The organism is uncultured Tateyamaria sp., assembly GCF_947487805.1.
Lineage (GTDB): Bacteria > Pseudomonadota > Alphaproteobacteria > Rhodobacterales > Rhodobacteraceae > Tateyamaria.
This window is the reverse complement of record NZ_CANKXW010000007.1, coordinates 124,504-143,859: the sequence shown is the minus strand read 5'-3', so window position 1 is coordinate 143,859 and position 19,356 is coordinate 124,504. Positions and strand designations below refer to the sequence as shown.

Sequence of the window (19,356 nt, the reverse complement as noted above, 5' to 3'; positions counted from 1 at the left end):
TCAGAGCTTCTTGACATGCCAGTCGACCGTCATGGTCACCACGGTGTCGTCCTCTGCGTCGCGGATATCGATATCAACGGCAAACGCGACCTTGCCCTCGGATTGCAATTGCGCCAGCGCATCCGCGCCCGGCACACTGGTTTTCGCATGTGCGGTCAGGCGCCCCTTGGCGATTTTGACATAGGAAATGCGCGCGCCCGCCGCCACCGGACGGGCTTGAAGGATCATGGGCGCCAAGGCACCGGCCAATGCCGCACCGGACGCGGCCTCACCCAGTGTGAACATGGCCCCTGCATGCAGTGTCTGGATGTGGTTGCTGGTCTCGTCGCGCTGATCCAGAGCGGCCGTCGCAACCCCGTCGCCAATGTCCAGCAATTCGACGCCAACATGGTTGGCAAAGGGGATCGCCTTGCCGAGATGGCCCTTTATCATGTCATATGGGTTCATGGTTGTCTCCTGCCTGCCTTCCGATGGCTGCCAGCTAATCGAGGTGCGCCTGATCGGGCAAGCCTGCCGCTGCGGCACTCAGCGGCCGATGACAATATCCGCACGCAAGCCCCCAAGCCGATCGCTTTGCCCAAGGCGCAAAACGCCCCCGTGTGCACGCGCGATGTCGGTCGCAATGGCCAATCCCAGCCCGACGCCGGATCCCTTGTCCTGGTTGCGCGACGGATCGAGCCGGACAAAGGGTCGCTGTGCGTCGGCGCGTTGTTCCGACGGAATGCCGGGGCCCGCGTCCTCTACCCGAAACCGGAGAGACTTGTCCGTCAACCGCACGGACAGCTCCGCTCGTGACCCGTAGCGCACAGCGTTGCTGACCAGGTTGTCGAGCGCCCGTCGGATCGCCACCGGGCGCAACATGACCTCGCCCGCGCCTTCAACCTCCGCCAATGTCACCGGCTGGTGCGCGCGTTGCGCGTCGTCCACGATTGCGCGAGCCAGGGCGACAGGGTCGACCGCTTCGGGTTCGCCTTCGCTGTCACCCTTGGCAAAACTCAGGAAGGCGTCAATCATCCGCTGCATATCGTCAACGTCCTGCTCAAGCGGTTCACGCTCCGCATCTTCCAGCATCGACAGAGCCAGCCGCATCCGCGTCAAAGGCGTCCGCAAATCATGGCTGACCCCGGACAGCATCAGTGTCCGCGTCTCGATCTGACGTTCGATCCGGTTGCGCATGTCGACAAAGGCGGTGCCGGCCGCGCGCACTTCGGTCGACCCTGCGGGGCTGTAGGGCACTACGCGGCCACGACCGAAGGCCTCGGCCGCGTTGGCCAGCCGTTTGATCGGGCGCAGCTGGTTGCGCATGTAAATGAACGCGACTGCGGTCACCAGTACGCTGAAAAAGATCATGTTCACGAACAGCTGATGCGGCGCAGCAGCCGATACCCTGCGGCGGTCAAAGCTGATCTCGACCGCGCCCAGCCGTGTATCTGCAATCAATCGCACCCGGCGGTCGTCCGACAGGTCAACGACCGCGATCTCGGGAACCTCGCGCTGCAACCGGTCGATGATCACGATCCCGGAAAAATCATACCAGGCGCGGGCATTGCCCGCCTCCAGCGTCTCAGGCGCGACAGGCTTCACCGCGAAGGCAAGGTAGTCGGCAATATCCGCTGTCACCGGTGCAATGTCTGCACGGCTTTGCGCGGCATCGATGCGCGAGAGGGCCAGCCGGACTTCGCGCGCCGCGGCCCCCGACATCTGCTGTGTGACTTCCTCGAAATGGCGCTGTACAAAGACGACCGACACCACCAGCTGCAACACGATCACCGGCAGCAGCAAGATGAGAGCGGCACGCGCGTAAATTCCGCGCGGCATATAGCGTTTGAGCCATTGGAACGACATATTCCGGACCCTATCGCCGCGACGCGCAAGACGAAAGGCCATCCCGCTGACACCTCCTGACGATTTTGACCCACCAATCGGCGTGCCCCAGACGCTCGAGCCAGGCCTGCGTCGCATCGTGGCACCGAATCCGTCGCCGATGACCTATCGCGGCACCAATACCTACCTGATTGGCACACGGGACATCGCGGTGATTGATCCTGGCCCCGACAATGCCGCGCATCTGGCGGCAATCCAATCTGCATGCGGACCGGGCCAACGCATCACTCATATCATCGTGACGCACAGCCACATGGACCATTCCCCTCTGGCGCGCCCGCTGGCGCAGGCCACCGGTGCCCCCGTTCTCGCGTTTGGCGACGCCATGGCGGGCCGCACCGCTGTCATGACAAGGCTAGCGCGGTCCGGGCTCGCGGGCGGCGGCGAAGGCATCGAAACCGGGTTTGTCCCTGACCAGCCCCTTGCCGATGGTGAAACAGTTTTGGGGTCAGACTGGCAGCTGGAGGTTCTGCACACGCCCGGACACCTGGGCAATCACATCTGCCTTGCGTGGAATGACGCATGCCTCACCGCGGACCACGTGATGGGATGGGCCAGTTCACTGGTGTCGCCCCCAGATGGCGACCTGACGGATTTCATGCGCTCCTGCGATCGCCTCGCCCAACGGACATGGCGGGTGTTTTATCCGGGTCATGGCGCCCCCGTTCCCGATCCAGCGCAACGTCTGGCATGGCTGGTCTCGCACCGGAAGTCCCGCGAGACCGCAATTCTGACTGCTCTGCGCGATGGTCCGAAAACCGCATCTGACATTGCCCGGGTGGTCTACACCGACACGCCATCCGCATTGCTGCCTGCCGCCACGCGCAACGTTCTGGCCCACCTGGTCGACCTGATGGGCCGTCACAAAGTCGCACCGAAATCAGTACTTCATGCAGACGCCATTTTTGCCCTCGTACCGTCTGTGAGATTTTTTTGATTTCAACGGCGCAAACCCACTGGACGACCTGAATCGGCCTTGCTATACGGCGCGAACCGTTCCGGCGTAGCTCAGCGGTAGAGCAGTTGACTGTTAATCAATTGGTCGTAGGTTCGATCCCTACCGCCGGAGCCATTTTCCCTAACGTTCCGCCTCGATCAGGCGCTTGTATGCTGCGCGCAGTCTGGTGAAGACCGGACCTGCAATACCGTCGCCGATTGTCCGTCCGTCGATCTCGAAGACTGGTGTCTGCGCGCCGAACGTCCCTGTCAGAAAGGCTTCCTCCGCGCCATAGGCGTCCAACAGCGAAAAGTTGCGTTCGAAGACCGGGATCCCTTCGGATCGACACAGGTCAATCACCTTCTGACGGGTGATGCCGTTCATGCAATAATCGCCGCTCGAGGTCCAAACAGCGCCCTTGCGCACAATGAAAAAGTTGCAGGCGTTTGTTGTGTTCACAAAGCCATGCGGGTCCAGCATCAATGCCTCGTCCGCGCCCGCGCGCACAGCGTGGTTGAGCGCGATGATACAATTCAGTTTGGAATGCGAATTCAGCTTGGCGTCCTGCGTCAACGGCAAACCTCGATGGTGCGGCACAGTGTGCAGGCGGATGCCTCGGGTCACCACGCCGTCATCCGGTTTGGAATGCTCTGCGATGATCACGATTGTTGATCCAAAGAGGCTGAGATGCGGGTGCTGAAACGGCTTGGCCTTGCGACCGCGCGTTACCATCAGGCGGATGTGCACATCGTCCCGCATGTCATTTGCGTTCAGCGTGTCCCACACCGCCTGTTTCAACGCGGCGCGGTCCATGCCAATGTCGATCTCGGTATAAAGCGATGCCTCAAACAGCCGGTCGATGTGGTCGTCAAGGAACGGAATATGCCCGTCGTAAAGGCGCAACCCCTCCCAGATACCATCGCCCAGAAGGAAACCACTGTCATAGACTGACACGACCGCCTGATCGCGTGGAACAATCCGGCCATCGACATAGATCAGGATGTGGTCATTACGCGCATCCGCAGCGGCATCATGGGTTGAAACATGGGTATCCATTTGGGGCCTCTTTGTCAGGTCGCCGCAATGAATTGCACAACATCGCAGGCTTTGCCATGGTGCGCCCCATGTCAGACGTGATCTCCCTTTCCGCCGGCGCGATGCGCGCGACCCTGTCCACCATCGGCGCTCGGCTTTTGTCCCTCTCCTATTCCGGCACGTCGGTCATCTTGTCGGCCGATCCGGACAAGCATGAGGGTTGGTATGACGTCTATCCCGGCGCATTGATCGGCCCACTCGCCAACCGGGTGCGAGGCGGGCGCGTGCCCATCGGTGATGCCTTGCATCAGATGGCCTGTAACGAAGGCGGTATCACCGCGCTGCACAGTGGTCCGGCGGGCCTTGATGTCCTGCCCTGGCAAGTGGTTCAGCAGACGGACCACAATGTCCACATGCGCCATACGCTAGCCGATGGCGACATGGGTCTGCCCGGGGACCGCGAGGTCAATGTGATCTTTACTCTGGAGGACACGGCGCTCACGCTGGATATCCGAGCGACCACAACCGCGCCCACCCCGATCTCGATCGCGCATCACCCCTATTGGCGGCTGGGCGATGCGCAGGATCACTTGTTGCAGATCAATGCGGACAACTATCTGCCCACGGATGACACCAATGTGCCGACCGGCACGGTGGTCCCCGTCGAGGGTACGCCCTTTGATCACCGCGCACCGCGCCAGATGCACCGCGACACCGATCACAATTTCTGCACAGGTGACAGCCAGCTGATCCAGCCGGAGCAGGTGGCGACATTGACCGGATCGGACGGGCTGCGCTTGCAGATCGACACCACCGAACCGGGCTTGCAGGTCTATTCCGGAGCGCATCTGCCGGATCTGCCCGGCACGGACGTCGCGCCGTTGGCAGGCATTGCGCTGGAGCCGCAGGGATGGCCCGACGCGCCCAACAATCCGGATTTCCCCAGCGTGATCACTACGCCCGATCGTCCCTATCACCAGATCACCCGCTACCGCTTTGACCGTGCCACATAAACGCCTTGTGACCGTCTTTGCGTCGGCATGGTCATCTGCCTAACTGCCCAGCAGCGCCGGGGGAAACCGGCCATGTTGCAGTTGAAAGGTAGTATGATGACAAAAGATCCCTGGCCCCAGCAGGCCCCCGCCCCTGCCCCGCGCAAGGACAGTGCACCGCAACCGGTGTTCACCGATTACGCAAGCATCTGAACAGCCCAGACACGGGTGACATGGCCTACGCACCACGCTATTTAATCGCGATGACCACTCCCGTTTCCTCCATTCGCAATCTGGGCCCGGCCATGGACGCCGCCTGTGCAAAAGCGGGCATCAATGATGCCGAAACCCTGCGCGCTCTTGGCCCGGACGAAACCTATCGCAGGCTGCTGCGTGCCGGCACGCGGCCGCATTTCATTGGGTATTACGTCCTTGTCATGGGGCTTCAGGGGCGGCCGTGGAACGATTGCAAGGGCGACGAGAAAAAGGCCCTGCGCGCACGCTTTGACGCGATCAAGGCAGACAGTTTCGACACCGGGCGATCCGAGTTCGAGCGTATGCTCAACGACATTGGCGTCATCGAAAGGCGCGGCTCCTGACGGAACCTTTGTTGTCTTGATCCGTTGGTCAGGCAACCGAAGCAATTTCGAAAGGACATCGTCATGGATCTGATCCGTATCATTCTCTCCGTCATCCTGCCCCCCTTGGGCGTGTTTCTTCAGGTGGGCCTGGGCAAGCATTTCTGGCTGAACATCCTGCTGACCCTTCTGGGCTATATCCCGGGTATCGTGCACGCTGTATGGATCATCGCACGCACCCCAAAACATGCATAAAGAGCGGATCGAGCGCCTCGACCGTATCGCCCTGACAATGGACCGCGCGATACGGGTGCCGCTTGTCGGGGTGCGTATCGGCTGGGACAGCATTCTCGGCTTGATCCCCGGCATCGGCGATGCGCTCACACTCGGTCCCGCCGGTTACATCGTGGTCGAAGCACACCGCATGGGTACGCCCGCTTTGCTCAAGGCGCGGATGCTTGGGAATATCGGCATCGACGCGCTGATCGGCGCCATACCGCTGATAGGAGATTTGTTCGACATCGGCTGGAAGGCGAACACGCGGAATGTAGCGCTGCTGCGCAAGCATTTCGAAGTCCCCGAACCAGCGCTCGCGGTGCAAGCCTGAAGGCAGGACAAAAAACCGGCGCACCCCACGGTACGCCGGTTTCAATTGTGTCCAATTCCGTATTGCCGCTTAGCCGACCAACTCGAGGCCCGAGAAGAAATACGCGATCTCGACAGCAGCCGTTTCCGGCGCGTCCGAGCCGTGTACAGAATTCTCGCCAACGCTCTCGGCAAACTCGGCGCGGATCGTGCCGGGGGCCGCGTCGGCAGGGTTTGTTGCACCCATCACTTCGCGGTTCTTGGCAATCGCACCCTCGCCTTCCAGAACCTGACATACGATCGGTGCGGACGCCATGAATTCGCACAGTTCGTCATAGAACGGACGCTCGGCATGCACGGCATAGAAGACGCCTGCTTGCGCCTTGGTCAGGTGGATGCGCTTTTGCGCCACGATGCGCAGACCGGCCTCTTCGAACTTGGCGTTGATAGCGCCTGTCAGGTTGCGGCGTGTTGCGTCGGGCTTGATGATGGAAAACGTGCGCTCGAGGGCCATGAGATTTCTCCTGTCTGGCAAGGGCCAAACCGGCCCCGGATGTGATTTCGCGCAGCCCCTAGCATGCGGACCCGCGCTTGGAAAGGCGCGATTGACCGCGCCCCCCATCTGCGGCAAGAGCATGTCCATGTTGCGCATCTCAGATATCACCTACGCCGTCGCCGGACGCCCCCTCTTTGAAGGGGCCAGTGCGGTCATCCCCGAAGGTCACAAAGTGGGCCTCGTTGGGCGCAATGGCACGGGCAAGACCACCCTCTTTCGCCTGATCCGTGGGGAACTAGCTCTCGAGGGCGGCGACATCTCTCTGCCGTCAGGCGCGCGCATCGGCGGGGTCGCCCAGGAGGTGCCCGCCTCGCAGACCTCACTGCTCGACACAGTTTTGGCCGCCGACACCGAACGCGCGGACCTTCTGGCCGATGACAGCCAGGATCCCGACCGCATCGCCGAAATCCAGACCCGGCTTGCCGATATAGACGCCTGGTCTGCCGAAGCGCGCGCGGCAACCATCCTCAAGGGTCTCGGCTTTGACGATGACGAACAACTCAAACCATGCGCGGATTTTTCCGGCGGCTGGCGCATGCGCGTGGCCCTGGCCGCCGTGCTCTTTGCGCAACCCGATCTGTTGCTGCTGGACGAACCGACCAACTATCTCGACCTCGAGGGCGCGCTCTGGCTCGAAGCGTACCTCGCCAAATACCCCCATACGGTTGTCATCATCAGTCACGACCGGGGCCTTCTGAACCGCGCCGTCGGCGCCATCCTGCATCTCGAAGACCGCAAACTGACATTCTACCAAGGCCCCTACGACCAGTTTGCCCGCCAGCGCGCCGAGAAACTCGCCGTCGCGGCGGCACAGGCCAAGAAACAGGACGCCCGCCGCGCGCATCTGCAATCCTATGTCGACCGCTTCCGCTACAAGGCGGACAAGGCCCGCCAGGCGCAATCCCGCCTCAAGGCCCTGTCCAAGATGCAGCCCATCACCACCCCGCAAGAGGCCGGGCTCAAGCGCATCGACTTTCCCACCCCTGAAGAGCTGTCGCCCCCCATCGTCCACCTTGACGGGGCCAGCACCGGCTATGGCGACCGGGCGGTACTTTCCAAGCTGTCACTGCGCATCGATCAGGACGACCGCATCGCCCTTCTGGGCAGGAACGGTCAGGGCAAATCCACACTGTCCAAATTCCTCTCCGACCGGCTGCCCGCCATGTCGGGCAAGATCACGAAATCCAGCAAATTGCGCATCGGTTATTTCGCCCAGCATCAGGTGGACGAACTTTTCATCGACGAAACCCCGCTGGATCACCTGCGCCGTGAACGCCCCACAGAAGGTCCCGCCCGCTGGCGCGCCCGGCTCAGCGGCTTTGGCCTCATGGCCGATCAGGCCGACACCGTGGTAGGCAAGCTCTCGGGCGGTCAGAAGGCCCGCCTGTCACTCCTGCTGGCAACACTCGATGCCCCCCATATGCTCATCCTCGACGAGCCCACGAACCACCTCGACATCGAAAGCCGCGAGGCACTTGTCACGGCGCTGACCAACTACACCGGCGCCGTGATCCTCGTCAGCCATGACATGCACCTGCTGGAACTGGTGGCCGATCGGCTGTGGCTGGTCTCGGGCGGCACGGTAAAGCCTTTCGAAGACGACCTCGAAGCCTACCGCAAACTGCTGCTCAGCGACGCCAAGCCGGCGAAACCGCAAACCGAAAAACCCAAACCCAAACGCCCCTCCCGCGACGCGATGCTCGCCCTCAAAGCCGAAGCCCGCAAATCCGAGGCGCGGGTGGAAAAGCTCAACGACATGCGCGACAAACTCGCCACCAAGCTGGCCGACCCCACACTCTACGAAGACGCCAAGATCGGCGAAATGGAAGTCTGGCAAAAGAAATACGCCGAGGTCATGGACGCGCTCACGCGCGCGGAAACCCTCTGGATGCAGGATCTCGAAAAACTCGAATCCGCTGAACGCAGCTGACCCCTTCCTTTCGCTCCAAATACCTCGGGGGTTTGGGGGCAGCGCCCCCAAGGCAAAACATCACTTGCGCCGCAAGGCGCGCAATTTGGCAACACCATGATCGACACCGCCTTTCTCATCACCGCATTTGTCACCATGTTCGTGGTGATCGATCCCATTGGACTTGCCCCGCTCTTTGTGGCCCTGACCCAGGGTGTGCCAGAACGCCAGCGCCGCAGCATCGCGTTGCGTGCCTGTGGCCTCGGCATGATCATCCTCGTGATGTTTGCGCTTTTTGGTGAGGCGGTGCTGGGCTTTATCGGCATCTCCATGCCTGCATTCCGTGTTGCTGGCGGCATTCTGCTCTTTCTGACTGCGCTCGACATGCTCTTTGAGCGCCGCACAAAACGACGCGAGGATCAGAGCGGCGAAGAGGACTACAACGACCCGTCCGTCTTTCCTCTAGCGATCCCCCTGATTTCAGGCCCCGGCGCGATCGCCTCCGTCATCCTGCTGACAGGTCAGAAGCCCGGGGTCGAAGGATTGGCGCTGGTGCTGGCCATCACGGCGCTTGTCCTGGGTGTTTGCCTCGTTCTTTTCCTGGCCTCGGGTCTTCTGGAACGCGCCTTGGGCAAAACCGGGATCACAGTGGTCACGCGCCTGCTGGGCATGCTCCTTGCCGCACTGTCCGTGCAATTCGTGCTCGACGGTCTGCGCAACTTTGCCGTGCTGCCGGGCTGAAACAGCCACGCCCGCGCCCTATATGAATGCCATGACAGCAGACAATATCGCACAATTTGCCTATCTCGGCCTGCTCTTGCTGGTGCTGGGGGGCGGCTTTTTGCTCAGCAACAGGCTCAAGCTGGGTCAAACCCTGCAAATGGCGGCTATCTGGGCGCTGATCTTTCTGGGTGCGATCGCCGTGGTTGGCATGTGGGACGATATCAAGGGGAGCCTTCTGGCCAACCAGACGCGGTTTGACGACACCGGCGTTGTATCGGTGCCGCGCAGCAGGGATGGTCACTATTACCTCACGCTGGACGTCAATGGCGTGCCGCTCGATTTCGTGGTCGACACCGGCGCGACAGATATCGTTCTCAATCAGGCAGACGCCGCTGCTGCGGGCCTCGATCCGGCGCAGCTGAATTTCTTCGGCCGCGCAGCAACGGCAAACGGAGAAGTGCGCACAGCCCCCGTTCGCCTCGACAGCATCACGCTGGGCCCCCACACGGACACCAATGTGCCCGCCGTGGTCAACGATGGCGAGTTGGGCCAATCGCTTCTGGGCATGGGGTATCTGCAACGCTGGGGCCGCATCGAAATCGCAGGCGGGCAAATGACGCTCAGCCGCTAGGTTTCGGCCTTTTTCTCCCACCGACCCGACTCTTCAGACCAGTATTGCGCGGATGCGCCCGCATCCTTCAGCGCCTTCCACTGGCCACGCGCCACAGTCAACGCCTCTGGATCATTGCCATCAAACAGGATGCAGACCCGGTCCAGCGCATCCACCTCCGCTGCCGTGATCTCGGCGCCGTCAATCGTCATCACACAGGTCGCACCGTTGGTCGCCGCACCGCTGGTCAGTAAAACAGGCTGCTCTGCATCATGGTCCGACCCGGCCAGACCGTGGGGCAAAAACCCGTCCTCAGGCCCCAACCACAGCTTTTCATCCAGCCACGCCAACCGCGCCAGGTCCGGCCCACGCACCGCAACGCGCCAACCGGCCTCCATCGCCTTGCCCAACAGCATCGTCAACGTGTCCTCAAGCGGGCGCCGCGTCAGGTGGTAGAAATAGGCCGCCCCCATCTCAATCCGTCTCGTAGCCGTCCGCCACCAGACGGTTCAGAGCCATGACACCCCAGCCTGTCGCTCCCGCAGGCGCCAGCGTTGTCGCCGATTTGACCGATGCCACGCCCGCAATGTCCAGATGGATCCACGGTGTTTCGGGTTTTACAAACCGTTGCAAGAACTGAGCAGCTGTAACGGACCCGGCTGGCCTGCCGCCGATGTTCTTCATGTCCGCGATCCGCGATTTTAACAGATCGTCATAGGCCTGCCCCAAAGGCATGCGCCAGGCACCCTCACCTTCCTTGGATGCGGCCTTGAGGAACGCGTCACAAAACCCGTCATCATTGGAAAAGACACCGGCGTTCTCGTGCCCCAGCCCGATGATGATCGCCCCGGTCAGCGTCGCCAGATCGATCATGCCCGCAGGCGCAAACCGCTCCTGCGCGTACCACATCACGTCACACAGAACCAAACGCCCCTCGGCATCGGTGTTGATCACTTCGACCGTGTCGCCCTTCATCGAGGTGATCACATCGCCGGGTCGGGTCGCGTTGCCCGACGGCATGTTCTCCACCAGCCCCACAAGGCCCACGACATTGGCCTTTGCCTTCCGCCGCGCCAGTGCGCGCATCGTGCCCGCGACCACACCCGCACCACCCATATCCATCGTCATGTCTTCCATGCCGCCCGCGGGCTTGAGGCTGATACCGCCGGTGTCGAACACCACACCCTTGCCCACCAGTGCCAACGGGGCGGCATCGTCCGCGCCGCCCTTCCACTGCATCACAACGACCTTCGAAGGGCTGTCCGACCCCTGCCCCACACAAAGCAAGGTGCGCATACCCAGCTTTTCCAGCGCATCCTCGTCCAGCACCTCGACCTCGAGGCCCAGTTCCGACATCTCGGACAGACGATCTGCGAATTCGGTTGTGGTCAGCACGTTTGCAGGTTCATTGACCAGATCGCGGGTCATGAACGTCCCTTCGGCAATCGCCAGCAAAGGCGCGGCTGCGGCCTCCGCCTCGTCAGGTTTCGATGCCATGACCGTCACACCGGTCTCGCTGGCCTCCGCATCCGTCTTGTGCGCCGCAAAATCATAATCCCGCATCACCAGCCCAAAGACGATCTCGGCGACCCGCCGGGCCCCGTCCGCCGCCAGCAACAGCGCCTTGCCGCCCCGCGCCTTGCCCAATGCGGCGCCGGCCTTGCGGGCCTCTTCCACCGAATGGTTGCGTGGCAGGCAGATGACATCAACCGCTTGGGCAGCCATGCCCGCAGGCCAGGCCAGTGTTGTCACCTGCCCCGCCTTGACCTTGGCAAACCCGTCACTGTCCACAAACCGCTGCACCGCCCCCTTGGTCAGGCGGTTGACCCGGCGCGCGGACAATTCCAGCTTGCCCTCCGGCGTGACCACAACGGCCACCCGGCCCTCGTGTCCGGCAATGGCATCGATATCTGTGGCAGCAAAGGAAACCGGGGTCAGGTCAGTCATGTCGCGCTCCGCGTGGTCTGGGGTTGTCATTAGACGTAGCTTGCCGCGCAGGCGGTGACCAGCGCGCAAACGAGAATAACAGTTTTCCCGGGCGCGCCCTTGGGGTAGTTTGCAAAAAACGCTGCCGCGTCCAGAACACAAACAGGCAATTCCTCGGGGGGCCATGTGGTCAAGATAGACCGCTATATGCTGTCGCAACTGCTTTGGTTGTTTGGCTTTTTCGCCCTCGTTCTGGTGTCCGTGTTCTGGATCAACCGGGCGGTGCAGCTGTTTGACCGGCTGATCGGCGACGGCCAGACCGCGTTGGTGTTCCTTGAATTTTCTGCGCTGGGGCTACCTCGGCTGATCGTGACGGTTTTGCCCATCGCGACCTTTGCTGCCGCGATCTACGTCACGAACCGACTCAACAACGAAAGTGAGCTGACGGTGATGATGTCCACGGGCACATCACCGTGGCGGCTGGCGCGTCCTGTGGCCATCTTTGGGCTGATCTCGGCGGTGATGGTGTCGGTGCTCAGCCATGTCCTCGTTCCCGCCGCCACCCAACAGCTCAGCGAACGCGAGGCGGAGATTTCGCGCAACATCACGTCACGCCTCTTGACCGAAGGCGAGTTTCTGAGCCCCGCGCGCGGCGTGACCTTCTATACCCGTGCCATCAGCGAAGACGGCGTGTTGCAGGACGTGTTCCTCGCCGACCGGCGCGACCCGGACCAACGGCTCATGTACACGGCAGCCGAGGCCTACCTTGTGCGCAACGACAGCGGCACGTCGCTGATCATGGTGGACGGGTTGGCGCAGCGGCTGATCACCGCAGAAAACCGCCTGTCCACCGCCAAGTTTCAGGATTTCTCCTTCGACATCACGACGTTGATGAAATCCGAGGACGGGATCGGCCCTTCGCTGCAACATATGACAAGCGACAGGCTGCTGTTTGACTGGACAGGCATTGCGGCGACCATCGGCCGGACGCCCGGCGCCGTGGCCGAAGAGCTTCACAGCAGGATTGCGCGCGCGACCTTCTGCTTTGTCACGGCGCTTATCGGTTTTGCGACGCTGCTGGTCGGTGGGTATTCCCGTTTTGGCGTCTGGCGCGAGATCGTGATCGCCTTCCTTGTTCTGGTTGCCCTCGACGGGATGCGCGGCAGCCTGTCCGACCCGGTTGTGCAGGATCCGCGCCTCTGGCCGATCCTCTACCTGCCCTCCGCCCTTGGCGCGGTGATCGTGCTGGGCCTGCTCTGGACGGCCTCCGGTGCGCGCGCGTACTTGCGCAGATTGCGGGGGGCCACATGATCCTGCATTTCTACTTTGCCCGCCGGTTTGCCATGGCACTTCTCGTGATTGCCACGGTGCTCGCCACGCTTGTTCTGTTGGTGGACCTGATTGACCAAACCCGCAAGTTCGCCGATTTTGGGGTCAGTTTTGCTCAACGCCTCGGCCTGACCCTGCTCAACGTGCCCGAAACGCTGAACCAGATCCTGCCGCTGATCATGATCCTCGGCACCGTGACCCTGTTCATCTCTCTGGCCCGATCGTCAGAGCTGGTGGTGACGCGGGCCGCAGGCCGGTCCGCGATGCGGGCGCTCGTGGCCCCCGTCGCGGTGGCGCTTGTCTTGGGCGTTCTGGCCACGACAACGCTGGGCCCAATCGTGGCCGCCACGTCGAAACGCTATGCCACACTCGCCGAGACATACCGCTCGGGCGGGGCCTCCGCCCTGTCGGTCTCCGAAGAAGGGCTGTGGCTGCGCCAAGGCAGCGAGGCGGGTCAAACGGTGATCCGCGCGGCGCGGTCCAATGCCGATGCCTCGGTGCTCTACGATGTCAGCTTTGTCGCCTACGCGCCCGGCGGTGGACCCGTCCGGCGGATCGAAGCGGCCAGTGCGGCCCTCCAGGACGGCGCATGGTCGCTGCGACAGGCCAAGGTCTGGCCGCTGACCACCGGCCTCAACCCCGAAGCCAATGCCGTCACCCATGATGTGCTGGCCGTGCCCTCGACCCTGACGCTGGACCGTATCCGCGAAACGCTGGGTACCCCTGCGGGCGTGTCGATCTGGGACATGCCCGATTTCATCGTGCAGTTGGAACAGGCCGGGTTCTCGGCCCGTCATCATCGGGTGTGGTTGCAGGCGCAACTGGCCCGGCCGCTGTTCCTGATGGGCATGGTTCTGGTTGCCGCCGCGTTTACGATGCGCCATACCCGGTTCGGGGGGACCGGCACCGCCGTGCTGGCCGCGGTACTGTTGGGTTTTGCTTTGTACTTCATTCGCAGTTTTGCGCAGATTCTGGGTGAGAACGGCCAGATACCGCTAATGCTGTCGGCATGGGCGGCGCCCTGTGCTGCCATCCTGCTGGGCCTTGGCCTGCTGCTCCGGACCGAAGATGGCTAGCCGCATGCGGCAATGGGGGATGGCCGCCCTGATGATCCTGCTGCTCGCGCTGGCGTCGCAGCCAGCCGATGCCCAGACAGCACCCGCACCGGCCGTGCTTGTTGCCGACGACATTCAGGTGACCCGCGACCGCAGGCTGATTGCCCGCGGCAATGTCGAGGCGTTCCAGGACGGCACCCGCCTGACCGCACAGGCCATCGAATACAACCCTGACACTGGCGCACTGACAATCACCGGACCAATTGTCATCGATGACGGCAATGGCACGCGCATCCTCGCCAACCAGGCCGAACTCAGCAATGATTTGCAAAACGGGCTGCTCACCGGCGCACGGCTGGTCCTGAACGATCAACTGCAACTCGCCTCGGTGCAGATGAACCGCGTGGGCGGACGCTACACCCAGCTTTACAAGACCGCTGTCACCTCCTGTCATGTCTGCGAAAACGACCCCAGACCGCCGCTCTGGCAAATCCGGGCCAAGCGGGTCATCCACGACGAAGAAGCGCGCCAGCTTTATTTTGACCACGCCCAATTGCGCATCCGCAATACGCCCATCCTGTACCTGCCCCGCCTGCGCCTGCCCGATCCCACCCAGGACCGCGCGACCGGGTTCCTGATCCCGGAGTTGCAATCCAATTCGCGGCTCGGCACAGGTCTGCGTATCCCCTATTTCATCAAACTGGGCGATCACCGTGACCTCACGCTGACCCCCTATCTGGCCAACAACACGCAAACCCTGGAATTCCGGTACCGCCAGGCATTCCGCCGGGGCCGCATCATCTTTGAAGGCACCTATTCCAACGATGAACTGCAACCCAATGACGCGCGCGGGTTCCTCTTTGGTGCGGGCCGGTTCGACCTGAACCGCGACTTCGTGCTTGAGTTCGATATCGAAGCCGTGTCCGACGACGCTTATCTCAACGACTACGGATATTTCAGCAAGGACAGGCTCGACAGCCAGATCCAGGTCAGCCGCGCGCGCCGGGATGAATTCATCCGGCTGTCCTATATCAACTACAAGTCCCTGCGCGACGACGAAGATGACGACGTGCTGCCCTCCGATGTGGTCGAAGCGCTCTATGAGCGTCGTTTCTTTCCGTCGGCTCTGGGCGGCGAAGTGCGGCTGGCCGCTGCCGCACATGCCCATGAGCGCGCATCCTCACTCGACTTCGACGCCAACGGCGACGGTGTCGTCGATGGCCGGGACGTGTTGCGCTTCAATGTCAGTGCAGAGTGGTTGCATACCTTCCAGATGGGCGGCCTCCAGACCCAGACCCGCCTGGGTGTGGCCGGCGACGTCATCCGCGTCAGCGACGACAGCATCTTTGATGACGGCGACAGCGGTCTGGCTCCGCACGCCGCGGTCACGCTGCGCTATCCCCTTGCACGGTCCAGCGCGAGCGGCGCGCGCCACGTGATCGAACCCTTTGCCCAACTCGCATGGGTCGGCGGTGACGGGCTGGCCGTGCCTAACGAGGAAAGCACGCGGGTCGAATTCGACGAGGGCAATCTGCTGACCTTGTCCCGTTTTCCCGCCACCGACCGCCGCGAACGGGGCTGGGCAGTGGCGCTGGGTGGCACGTGGTCGCGTTTTGACCCGGCGGGCTGGTCCGCCAGCCTGACCTTGGGCCAGATCCTGCGCGAGGAAAATCAGGCCGATTTCAGCGACACCACGGGTTTGTCGGGAACAACATCCGACTTCTTGCTGGCGGGCCAGTTGAAATTCAATGGCGGGCTGGCCGTGTCCGGGCGCACCCTGTTCAACGAAAGCTTTGACGTGGCCAAGGCCGAGGTGCGAGGAGACTGGAGCAATGACAGGCTCGACCTTGGTGGCAGCTATATCTGGATTTCAGAAGACCCCGCCATCGAACTGCCCTCGCCCATCGGCGAGCTGACATTTGACGGCGCCTACAAGATTGACCGCTTCTGGACCGCCAGCGTCGACTGGCGCTATGACCTCGAAGAGGGGCGCGCGGCCACCGCAGGCGCCGGATTGACCTATACAAACGAATGTGTGCGGGTGGGCGTATCGATCAATCGAAGCTTCGCGGACTCGACAACTATTGAGCCCTCCACCAGTCTGGGGTTAACAGTATCCCTGCGCGGTTTCTCCGCGAACACGGGCGAGCGGGTGGAACCACGATCATGCGGAAAGCAGGCGAGATGAGCAGCAAGACACGATTTCAACGACTGACAACGGCTCTGGCCGCAGGTCTTGTGGCCGCGACGTTTGGCGCGCCGCACGCAGCACAGGCCCAGAACCTCTTTGCCCCCGTCGCACAGGTGGACGAGGCGCTGATCACGGAATTCGAGGTGCAACAGCGCATCCGCTTTCTGCAAGTCCTCGGCGCTCGCGGCGGCAGCCGTGGCGAGGTCATTGACGAGCTGATCAATGACCGCCTGCGCCTTGCCGAAACAGCGCGTGTCGGGATCACCCTGCCCGACGAGGATCTGCAAAACGGGCTGAGCGAGTTTGCGGCGCGTGCCGAACTTACGACAGATGAACTGGTACAGGGTCTCGAAAGCGCAGGCGTGGCCCGCGAGACGCTGCGCGACTTTGTGACGTCATCCCTGATCTGGCGCGACTATATCCGCGCGCGTTTTGGATCACGGGTGCAGATCTCGGACCGCGAGATTGATCTGGCCATTGCCTCCGTTCGTCCCAATAGCGGGATCGAGGTTCTGCTGTCCGAAATCATCATCCCGGCCCCGCCCCCGCGCGCCGAACAGGTTCTGGCGCAGGCCGAACAGATCGCGCAATCGCAGAGCGAGGCGGAATTCTCCGGCTTTGCCCGGCGCTTCTCCGCCACCGCCTCGCGCGGCAATGGCGGGCGACTGCCCTGGACGGAAATCTCGCAATTGCCACCCGCCTTGCGGCCCCTGCTGCTGGCATTGACGCCGGGCGAAGTCACCGCACCACTGCCGATCCCGAATGCGGTTGCCCTGTTCCAATTGCGCGACATCCGCGAAACTGATGCACCGGCGCCGGAATATGCCGCCATCGAATATGCCGCCTACTACATCCCCGGGGGCCGGACACCCGAAGCGCTCGCCCGCGCGCGCGCCATCTCGGCCCGGGTCGACCGCTGCGATGACCTCTATGGCGTCGCACAGGGCCAGCCAGAGAATGTGCTGGATCGCGGAAGCCTGCCGCCTTCCGAAATCCCTGACGATATCGCCATCGAACTGTCCAAGCTGGACCCCGGAGAAACCTCAACAGCGTTGACACGCGCAAGCGGCAATACTCTGGTCCTGCTCATGCTTTGTGGCCGCACCCCGGAACTGGGCGAAGACCAGGAGATTGACCGCGATTCCGTTGCCAGTCAGCTGCGCAATCAGCGACTGGGGGCTTTCGCGGAAAACCTGCTGGAACAATTGCGCGCCGAAGCCACCATTCGCACATTCGAATGACCCAAGCGCCCATCGCCATCAGCTGTGGCGAACCCGCCGGGATCGGTCCCGAAGTGGCGGCCAAGGCGTGGGCGGCCCTGCGGGACCAAATCCCGATGGTCTGGATCGGCGATCCACGCCACCTGCCAGCGGGCACACCCGTTACCGAGGTTTCTGACCCGTCCGAGGCCGCGCGCCTGTGCGCAGACGCCCTGCCCGTCCTACCCCACCGGTTCGCGGCCCCGACACAGCCCGGCACCGCAGCACCCGAAAACGCCCAGGGTGTAATCGACGTGATTGCCCGCGCCGTGACGCTGGTGACCTCTGGGGCGGCGTCGGCGCTGTGCACGGCACCCATCCACAAAAAGGTGCTGATGGACGGCGCCGGTTTCGCCTATCCCGGCCATACCGAATACCTCGAGGCCCTGACAGACGCGCCACGCGCGGTGATGATGCTGGCCTCGGACATGCTGCGCGTGGTGCCGGCGACGATCCATATCGCCCTCGAGGACGTGCCCGAGACGCTGACGCCGGATTTGCTGCGCACGACGATCGAAATCACGGCACGCGGATTGCGCGACCAGTTCGGCATCGCATCACCCCGGATCGTTGTTGCGGGCCTGAACCCCCATGCGGGCGAAGGCGGTGCCATGGGCCATCAGGAAGGCAATTGGATCGCCGCCCTCGTGGCCGAGATCGCGGCCACAGGCATTGACGTCACCGGGCCGTGGCCGGGTGACACGCTGTTTCACGCCGCCGCCCGCGCGCGTTATGACGCAGCGGTCTGCATGTACCACGATCAGGCCCTGATCCCGATCAAGACGCTGGATTTCGACCGCGGCGTGAACGTCACGCTTGGGCTGCCCATCATCCGCACCTCGCCCGACCATGGCACCGCCTTTGACATCGCGGGCCGCAACATCGCAAACCCGACCAGCATGATCGAAGCCATCCGCATGGCCCATGAGATGGCGGGCCGCGCATGAGCACGATCGACGACCTGCCTCCGCTGCGCCAGGTGATTGCAACCCACGGCCTCAGCGCGCGCAAATCTCTGGGCCAGAATTTCCTGCTGGATCTGAACCTGACGGCCAAGATTGCGCGTCAGGCGGGCGACCTCACGGGCACGGATGTGCTGGAAATCGGCCCCGGCCCCGGTGGTCTGACCCGCGGTCTGCTGTCCGAAGGCGCGCGCAAGGTGCTGGCCATCGAAAAGGACGCGCGTTGTTTGCCCGCGCTGGCGCAGATTGCCGACCGCTATCCCGGTCAGCTTCAGGTGATCGAAGGTGACGCGCTCCAGATCGACCCGCTGGCGCATCTGACGCCGCCTATCCGGGTGGCGGCCAACTTGCCCTATAATGTCGGCACAGAGCTTCTGGTGCGCTGGCTGACACCGCCCAGCTGGCCGCCTTACTGGCAGTCGCTGACGCTCATGTTCCAACGCGAAGTGGCCGAACGGATCGTGGCACAGCCGGGATCAAAGGCCTATGGCCGCCTCGCCGTGCTGTCCCAATGGCGCACGGATGTGCGCATCGCGCTGTCCCTGCCGCCCGAGGCGTTTACCCCGCCGCCAAAAGTGTCCAGCGCCGTGGTGCACCTGACCGCGCTGCCTGCACCGCGCTTTGATGCGGATGCCGATGTGCTGTCGCGCGTGGTGGCCAAGGCCTTCAACCAGCGGCGCAAGATGCTGCGCGCAGCCCTGAAGGGGCTCACACCGGATATCGAGGACCGCCTGCACGCCGCAGGGATTTCCCCCACCACGCGGGCGGAACAAGTGTCTGTCGAGGAATTCTGCGCCCTGGCCCGCGCTGTCGCGCACGCCTGAG

20 protein-coding genes and 1 tRNA gene are annotated in these 19,356 nt (G+C 62.8%); 15 read left to right on the top strand and 6 right to left on the bottom strand.

What is annotated here, in order from left to right:
* Both Q0949_RS16410 and Q0949_RS16405 read right to left on the bottom strand, forming a co-directional pair.
* The gene (locus Q0949_RS16410; RefSeq protein WP_299374677.1) at positions 1–447 is read right to left on the bottom strand and encodes a DUF4442 domain-containing protein; all 447 of its coding nucleotides are present in this window, start codon (positions 445–447) and stop codon (positions 1–3) included.
* 78 nt (positions 448–525) lie between these two features.
* Positions 526–1,845, bottom strand: a complete 1,320-nt coding sequence (locus Q0949_RS16405) for an ATP-binding protein (RefSeq protein WP_299374675.1) — start codon at positions 1,843–1,845, stop codon at positions 526–528.
* Positions 1,846–1,891: 46 nt separating this feature from the next.
* On the opposite strand from Q0949_RS16405, the gene Q0949_RS16400 reads away from it, so the two are divergent.
* Positions 1,892–2,821: an MBL fold metallo-hydrolase gene (locus Q0949_RS16400; protein ID WP_299374869.1), complete on the top strand. Its 930-nt coding sequence runs from the start codon at positions 1,892–1,894 to the stop codon at positions 2,819–2,821.
* A 60-nt stretch (positions 2,822–2,881) separates the two neighbouring features.
* Positions 2,882–2,956 (top strand) — tRNA-Asn (locus Q0949_RS16395).
* 6 nt (positions 2,957–2,962) lie between these two features.
* Here the strand turns inward: Q0949_RS16395 and Q0949_RS16390 are convergent.
* On the bottom strand, positions 2,963–3,877 hold the full coding sequence (locus Q0949_RS16390; RefSeq protein ID WP_299374673.1) for an aminotransferase class IV: 915 nt from the start codon (positions 3,875–3,877) through the stop codon (positions 2,963–2,965).
* Positions 3,878–3,945: 68 nt separating this feature from the next.
* Between Q0949_RS16390 and Q0949_RS16385 the strand changes: the two genes are divergently transcribed.
* From Q0949_RS16385 to Q0949_RS16370, 4 genes are all read left to right on the top strand, one after another.
* The gene (locus tag Q0949_RS16385) at positions 3,946–4,869 is read left to right on the top strand and encodes an aldose epimerase family protein (protein ID WP_299374670.1); all 924 of its coding nucleotides are present in this window, start codon (positions 3,946–3,948) and stop codon (positions 4,867–4,869) included.
* A gap of 242 nt (positions 4,870–5,111) precedes the next feature.
* Positions 5,112–5,447 (top strand): TfoX/Sxy family protein, encoded by a 336-nt coding sequence (locus Q0949_RS16380; RefSeq protein ID WP_299374667.1) that lies wholly within the window; start codon positions 5,112–5,114, stop codon positions 5,445–5,447.
* A 63-nt stretch (positions 5,448–5,510) separates the two neighbouring features.
* Positions 5,511–5,681 (top strand): YqaE/Pmp3 family membrane protein, encoded by a 171-nt coding sequence (locus Q0949_RS16375; RefSeq protein WP_299374665.1) that lies wholly within the window; start codon positions 5,511–5,513, stop codon positions 5,679–5,681.
* Positions 5,674–6,033, top strand: coding sequence for a DUF4112 domain-containing protein (locus tag Q0949_RS16370; protein WP_299374662.1), 360 nt, complete (start codon positions 5,674–5,676; stop codon positions 6,031–6,033). Before Q0949_RS16375 ends, Q0949_RS16370 begins: the two co-directional genes overlap by 8 nt.
* 69 nt (positions 6,034–6,102) lie before the next feature.
* On the opposite strand, the gene ndk is transcribed toward Q0949_RS16370, so the two are convergent.
* A complete protein-coding gene (gene ndk, locus Q0949_RS16365) occupies positions 6,103–6,525 on the bottom strand; it encodes a nucleoside-diphosphate kinase (RefSeq protein WP_299374660.1) in 423 nt (140 codons plus the stop codon).
* 127 nt (positions 6,526–6,652) lie between these two features.
* Here ndk and Q0949_RS16360 point away from each other — a divergent pair, with 127 nt between their 5' ends.
* The 3 genes from Q0949_RS16360 to Q0949_RS16350 all read left to right on the top strand — a co-directional run bounded on the left by Q0949_RS16360 (position 6,653) and on the right by Q0949_RS16350 (position 9,830).
* A complete protein-coding gene (locus tag Q0949_RS16360; protein WP_299374658.1) occupies positions 6,653–8,497 on the top strand; it encodes an ABC-F family ATP-binding cassette domain-containing protein in 1,845 nt (614 codons plus the stop codon).
* 96 nt (positions 8,498–8,593) lie between these two features.
* On the top strand, positions 8,594–9,217 hold the full coding sequence (locus tag Q0949_RS16355) for a MarC family protein (RefSeq protein ID WP_299374656.1): 624 nt from the start codon (positions 8,594–8,596) through the stop codon (positions 9,215–9,217).
* Between the two features lie 31 nt (positions 9,218–9,248).
* Positions 9,249–9,830 carry a TIGR02281 family clan AA aspartic protease gene (locus Q0949_RS16350; RefSeq protein WP_299374653.1) on the top strand — a complete coding sequence of 194 codons (582 nt, stop codon included), beginning with the start codon at positions 9,249–9,251 and terminating at the stop codon, positions 9,828–9,830.
* Here Q0949_RS16350 and Q0949_RS16345 read toward each other — a convergent pair.
* Both Q0949_RS16345 and Q0949_RS16340 read right to left on the bottom strand, forming a co-directional pair.
* Positions 9,827–10,282: a DNA polymerase III subunit chi gene (locus Q0949_RS16345; protein ID WP_299374650.1), complete on the bottom strand. Its 456-nt coding sequence runs from the start codon at positions 10,280–10,282 to the stop codon at positions 9,827–9,829. The two genes, Q0949_RS16350 and Q0949_RS16345, sit on opposite strands and share 4 nt — an antisense overlap.
* A 1-nt stretch (position 10,283) precedes the next feature.
* Positions 10,284–11,756 carry a leucyl aminopeptidase gene (locus Q0949_RS16340; protein ID WP_299374647.1) on the bottom strand — a complete coding sequence of 491 codons (1,473 nt, stop codon included), beginning with the start codon at positions 11,754–11,756 and terminating at the stop codon, positions 10,284–10,286.
* A 186-nt stretch (positions 11,757–11,942) separates the two neighbouring features.
* Here Q0949_RS16340 and lptF point away from each other — a divergent pair, with 186 nt between their 5' ends.
* From lptF to rsmA, 6 genes are read left to right on the top strand one after another with little or no spacing between them, the layout of a single operon-like run.
* Entirely contained in the window at positions 11,943–13,046 is a 1,104-nt protein-coding gene (lptF, locus tag Q0949_RS16335; RefSeq protein ID WP_299374644.1) for an LPS export ABC transporter permease LptF, read from the top strand.
* On the top strand, positions 13,043–14,140 hold the full coding sequence (gene lptG / locus Q0949_RS16330; RefSeq protein WP_299374641.1) for an LPS export ABC transporter permease LptG: 1,098 nt from the start codon (positions 13,043–13,045) through the stop codon (positions 14,138–14,140). The genes lptF and lptG overlap by 4 nt, the downstream gene beginning before the upstream one ends.
* Positions 14,133–16,307 carry an LPS assembly protein LptD gene (lptD, locus tag Q0949_RS16325; protein ID WP_299374639.1) on the top strand — a complete coding sequence of 725 codons (2,175 nt, stop codon included), beginning with the start codon at positions 14,133–14,135 and terminating at the stop codon, positions 16,305–16,307. The genes lptG and lptD overlap by 8 nt, the downstream gene beginning before the upstream one ends.
* A complete protein-coding gene (locus tag Q0949_RS16320; RefSeq protein WP_299374636.1) occupies positions 16,304–17,551 on the top strand; it encodes a peptidylprolyl isomerase in 1,248 nt (415 codons plus the stop codon). Before lptD ends, Q0949_RS16320 begins: the two co-directional genes overlap by 4 nt.
* Positions 17,548–18,516 (top strand): 4-hydroxythreonine-4-phosphate dehydrogenase PdxA, encoded by a 969-nt coding sequence (pdxA, locus tag Q0949_RS16315; protein WP_299374633.1) that lies wholly within the window; start codon positions 17,548–17,550, stop codon positions 18,514–18,516. The genes Q0949_RS16320 and pdxA overlap by 4 nt, the downstream gene beginning before the upstream one ends.
* Positions 18,513–19,355, top strand: a complete 843-nt coding sequence (rsmA, locus tag Q0949_RS16310; protein WP_299374630.1) for a 16S rRNA (adenine(1518)-N(6)/adenine(1519)-N(6))-dimethyltransferase RsmA — start codon at positions 18,513–18,515, stop codon at positions 19,353–19,355. Before pdxA ends, rsmA begins: the two co-directional genes overlap by 4 nt.
* Position 19,356 lies beyond the last annotated feature (1 nt).

Bases quoted from the DNA above. Each gene is read 5' to 3' on its own strand.
- Q0949_RS16410 (WP_299374677.1), bottom strand. From the start codon at position 447: ATGAACCCATATGACATGATAAAGGGCCATCTCGGCAAGGCGATCCCC.
- Q0949_RS16405 (WP_299374675.1), bottom strand. From the start codon at position 1,845: ATGTCGTTCCAATGGCTCAAACGCTATATGCCGCGCGGAATTTACGCG.
- Q0949_RS16390 (WP_299374673.1), bottom strand. From the start codon at position 3,877: ATGGATACCCATGTTTCAACCCATGATGCCGCTGCGGATGCGCGTAAT.
- Q0949_RS16385 (WP_299374670.1), top strand. From the start codon at position 3,946: ATGTCAGACGTGATCTCCCTTTCCGCCGGCGCGATGCGCGCGACCCTG.
- Q0949_RS16380 (WP_299374667.1), top strand. From the start codon at position 5,112: ATGACCACTCCCGTTTCCTCCATTCGCAATCTGGGCCCGGCCATGGAC.
- Q0949_RS16375 (WP_299374665.1), top strand. From the start codon at position 5,511: ATGGATCTGATCCGTATCATTCTCTCCGTCATCCTGCCCCCCTTGGGC.
- Q0949_RS16370 (WP_299374662.1), top strand. From the start codon at position 5,674: ATGCATAAAGAGCGGATCGAGCGCCTCGACCGTATCGCCCTGACAATG.
- ndk (WP_299374660.1), bottom strand. From the start codon at position 6,525: ATGGCCCTCGAGCGCACGTTTTCCATCATCAAGCCCGACGCAACACGC.
- Q0949_RS16360 (WP_299374658.1), top strand. From the start codon at position 6,653: ATGTTGCGCATCTCAGATATCACCTACGCCGTCGCCGGACGCCCCCTC.
- Q0949_RS16355 (WP_299374656.1), top strand. From the start codon at position 8,594: ATGATCGACACCGCCTTTCTCATCACCGCATTTGTCACCATGTTCGTG.
- Q0949_RS16350 (WP_299374653.1), top strand. From the start codon at position 9,249: ATGACAGCAGACAATATCGCACAATTTGCCTATCTCGGCCTGCTCTTG.
- Q0949_RS16345 (WP_299374650.1), bottom strand. From the start codon at position 10,282: ATGGGGGCGGCCTATTTCTACCACCTGACGCGGCGCCCGCTTGAGGAC.
- Q0949_RS16340 (WP_299374647.1), bottom strand. From the start codon at position 11,756: ATGACTGACCTGACCCCGGTTTCCTTTGCTGCCACAGATATCGATGCC.
- lptF (WP_299374644.1), top strand. From the start codon at position 11,943: ATGCTGTCGCAACTGCTTTGGTTGTTTGGCTTTTTCGCCCTCGTTCTG.
- lptG (WP_299374641.1), top strand. From the start codon at position 13,043: ATGATCCTGCATTTCTACTTTGCCCGCCGGTTTGCCATGGCACTTCTC.
- lptD (WP_299374639.1), top strand. From the start codon at position 14,133: ATGGCTAGCCGCATGCGGCAATGGGGGATGGCCGCCCTGATGATCCTG.
- Q0949_RS16320 (WP_299374636.1), top strand. From the start codon at position 16,304: ATGAGCAGCAAGACACGATTTCAACGACTGACAACGGCTCTGGCCGCA.
- pdxA (WP_299374633.1), top strand. From the start codon at position 17,548: ATGACCCAAGCGCCCATCGCCATCAGCTGTGGCGAACCCGCCGGGATC.
- rsmA (WP_299374630.1), top strand. From the start codon at position 18,513: ATGAGCACGATCGACGACCTGCCTCCGCTGCGCCAGGTGATTGCAACC.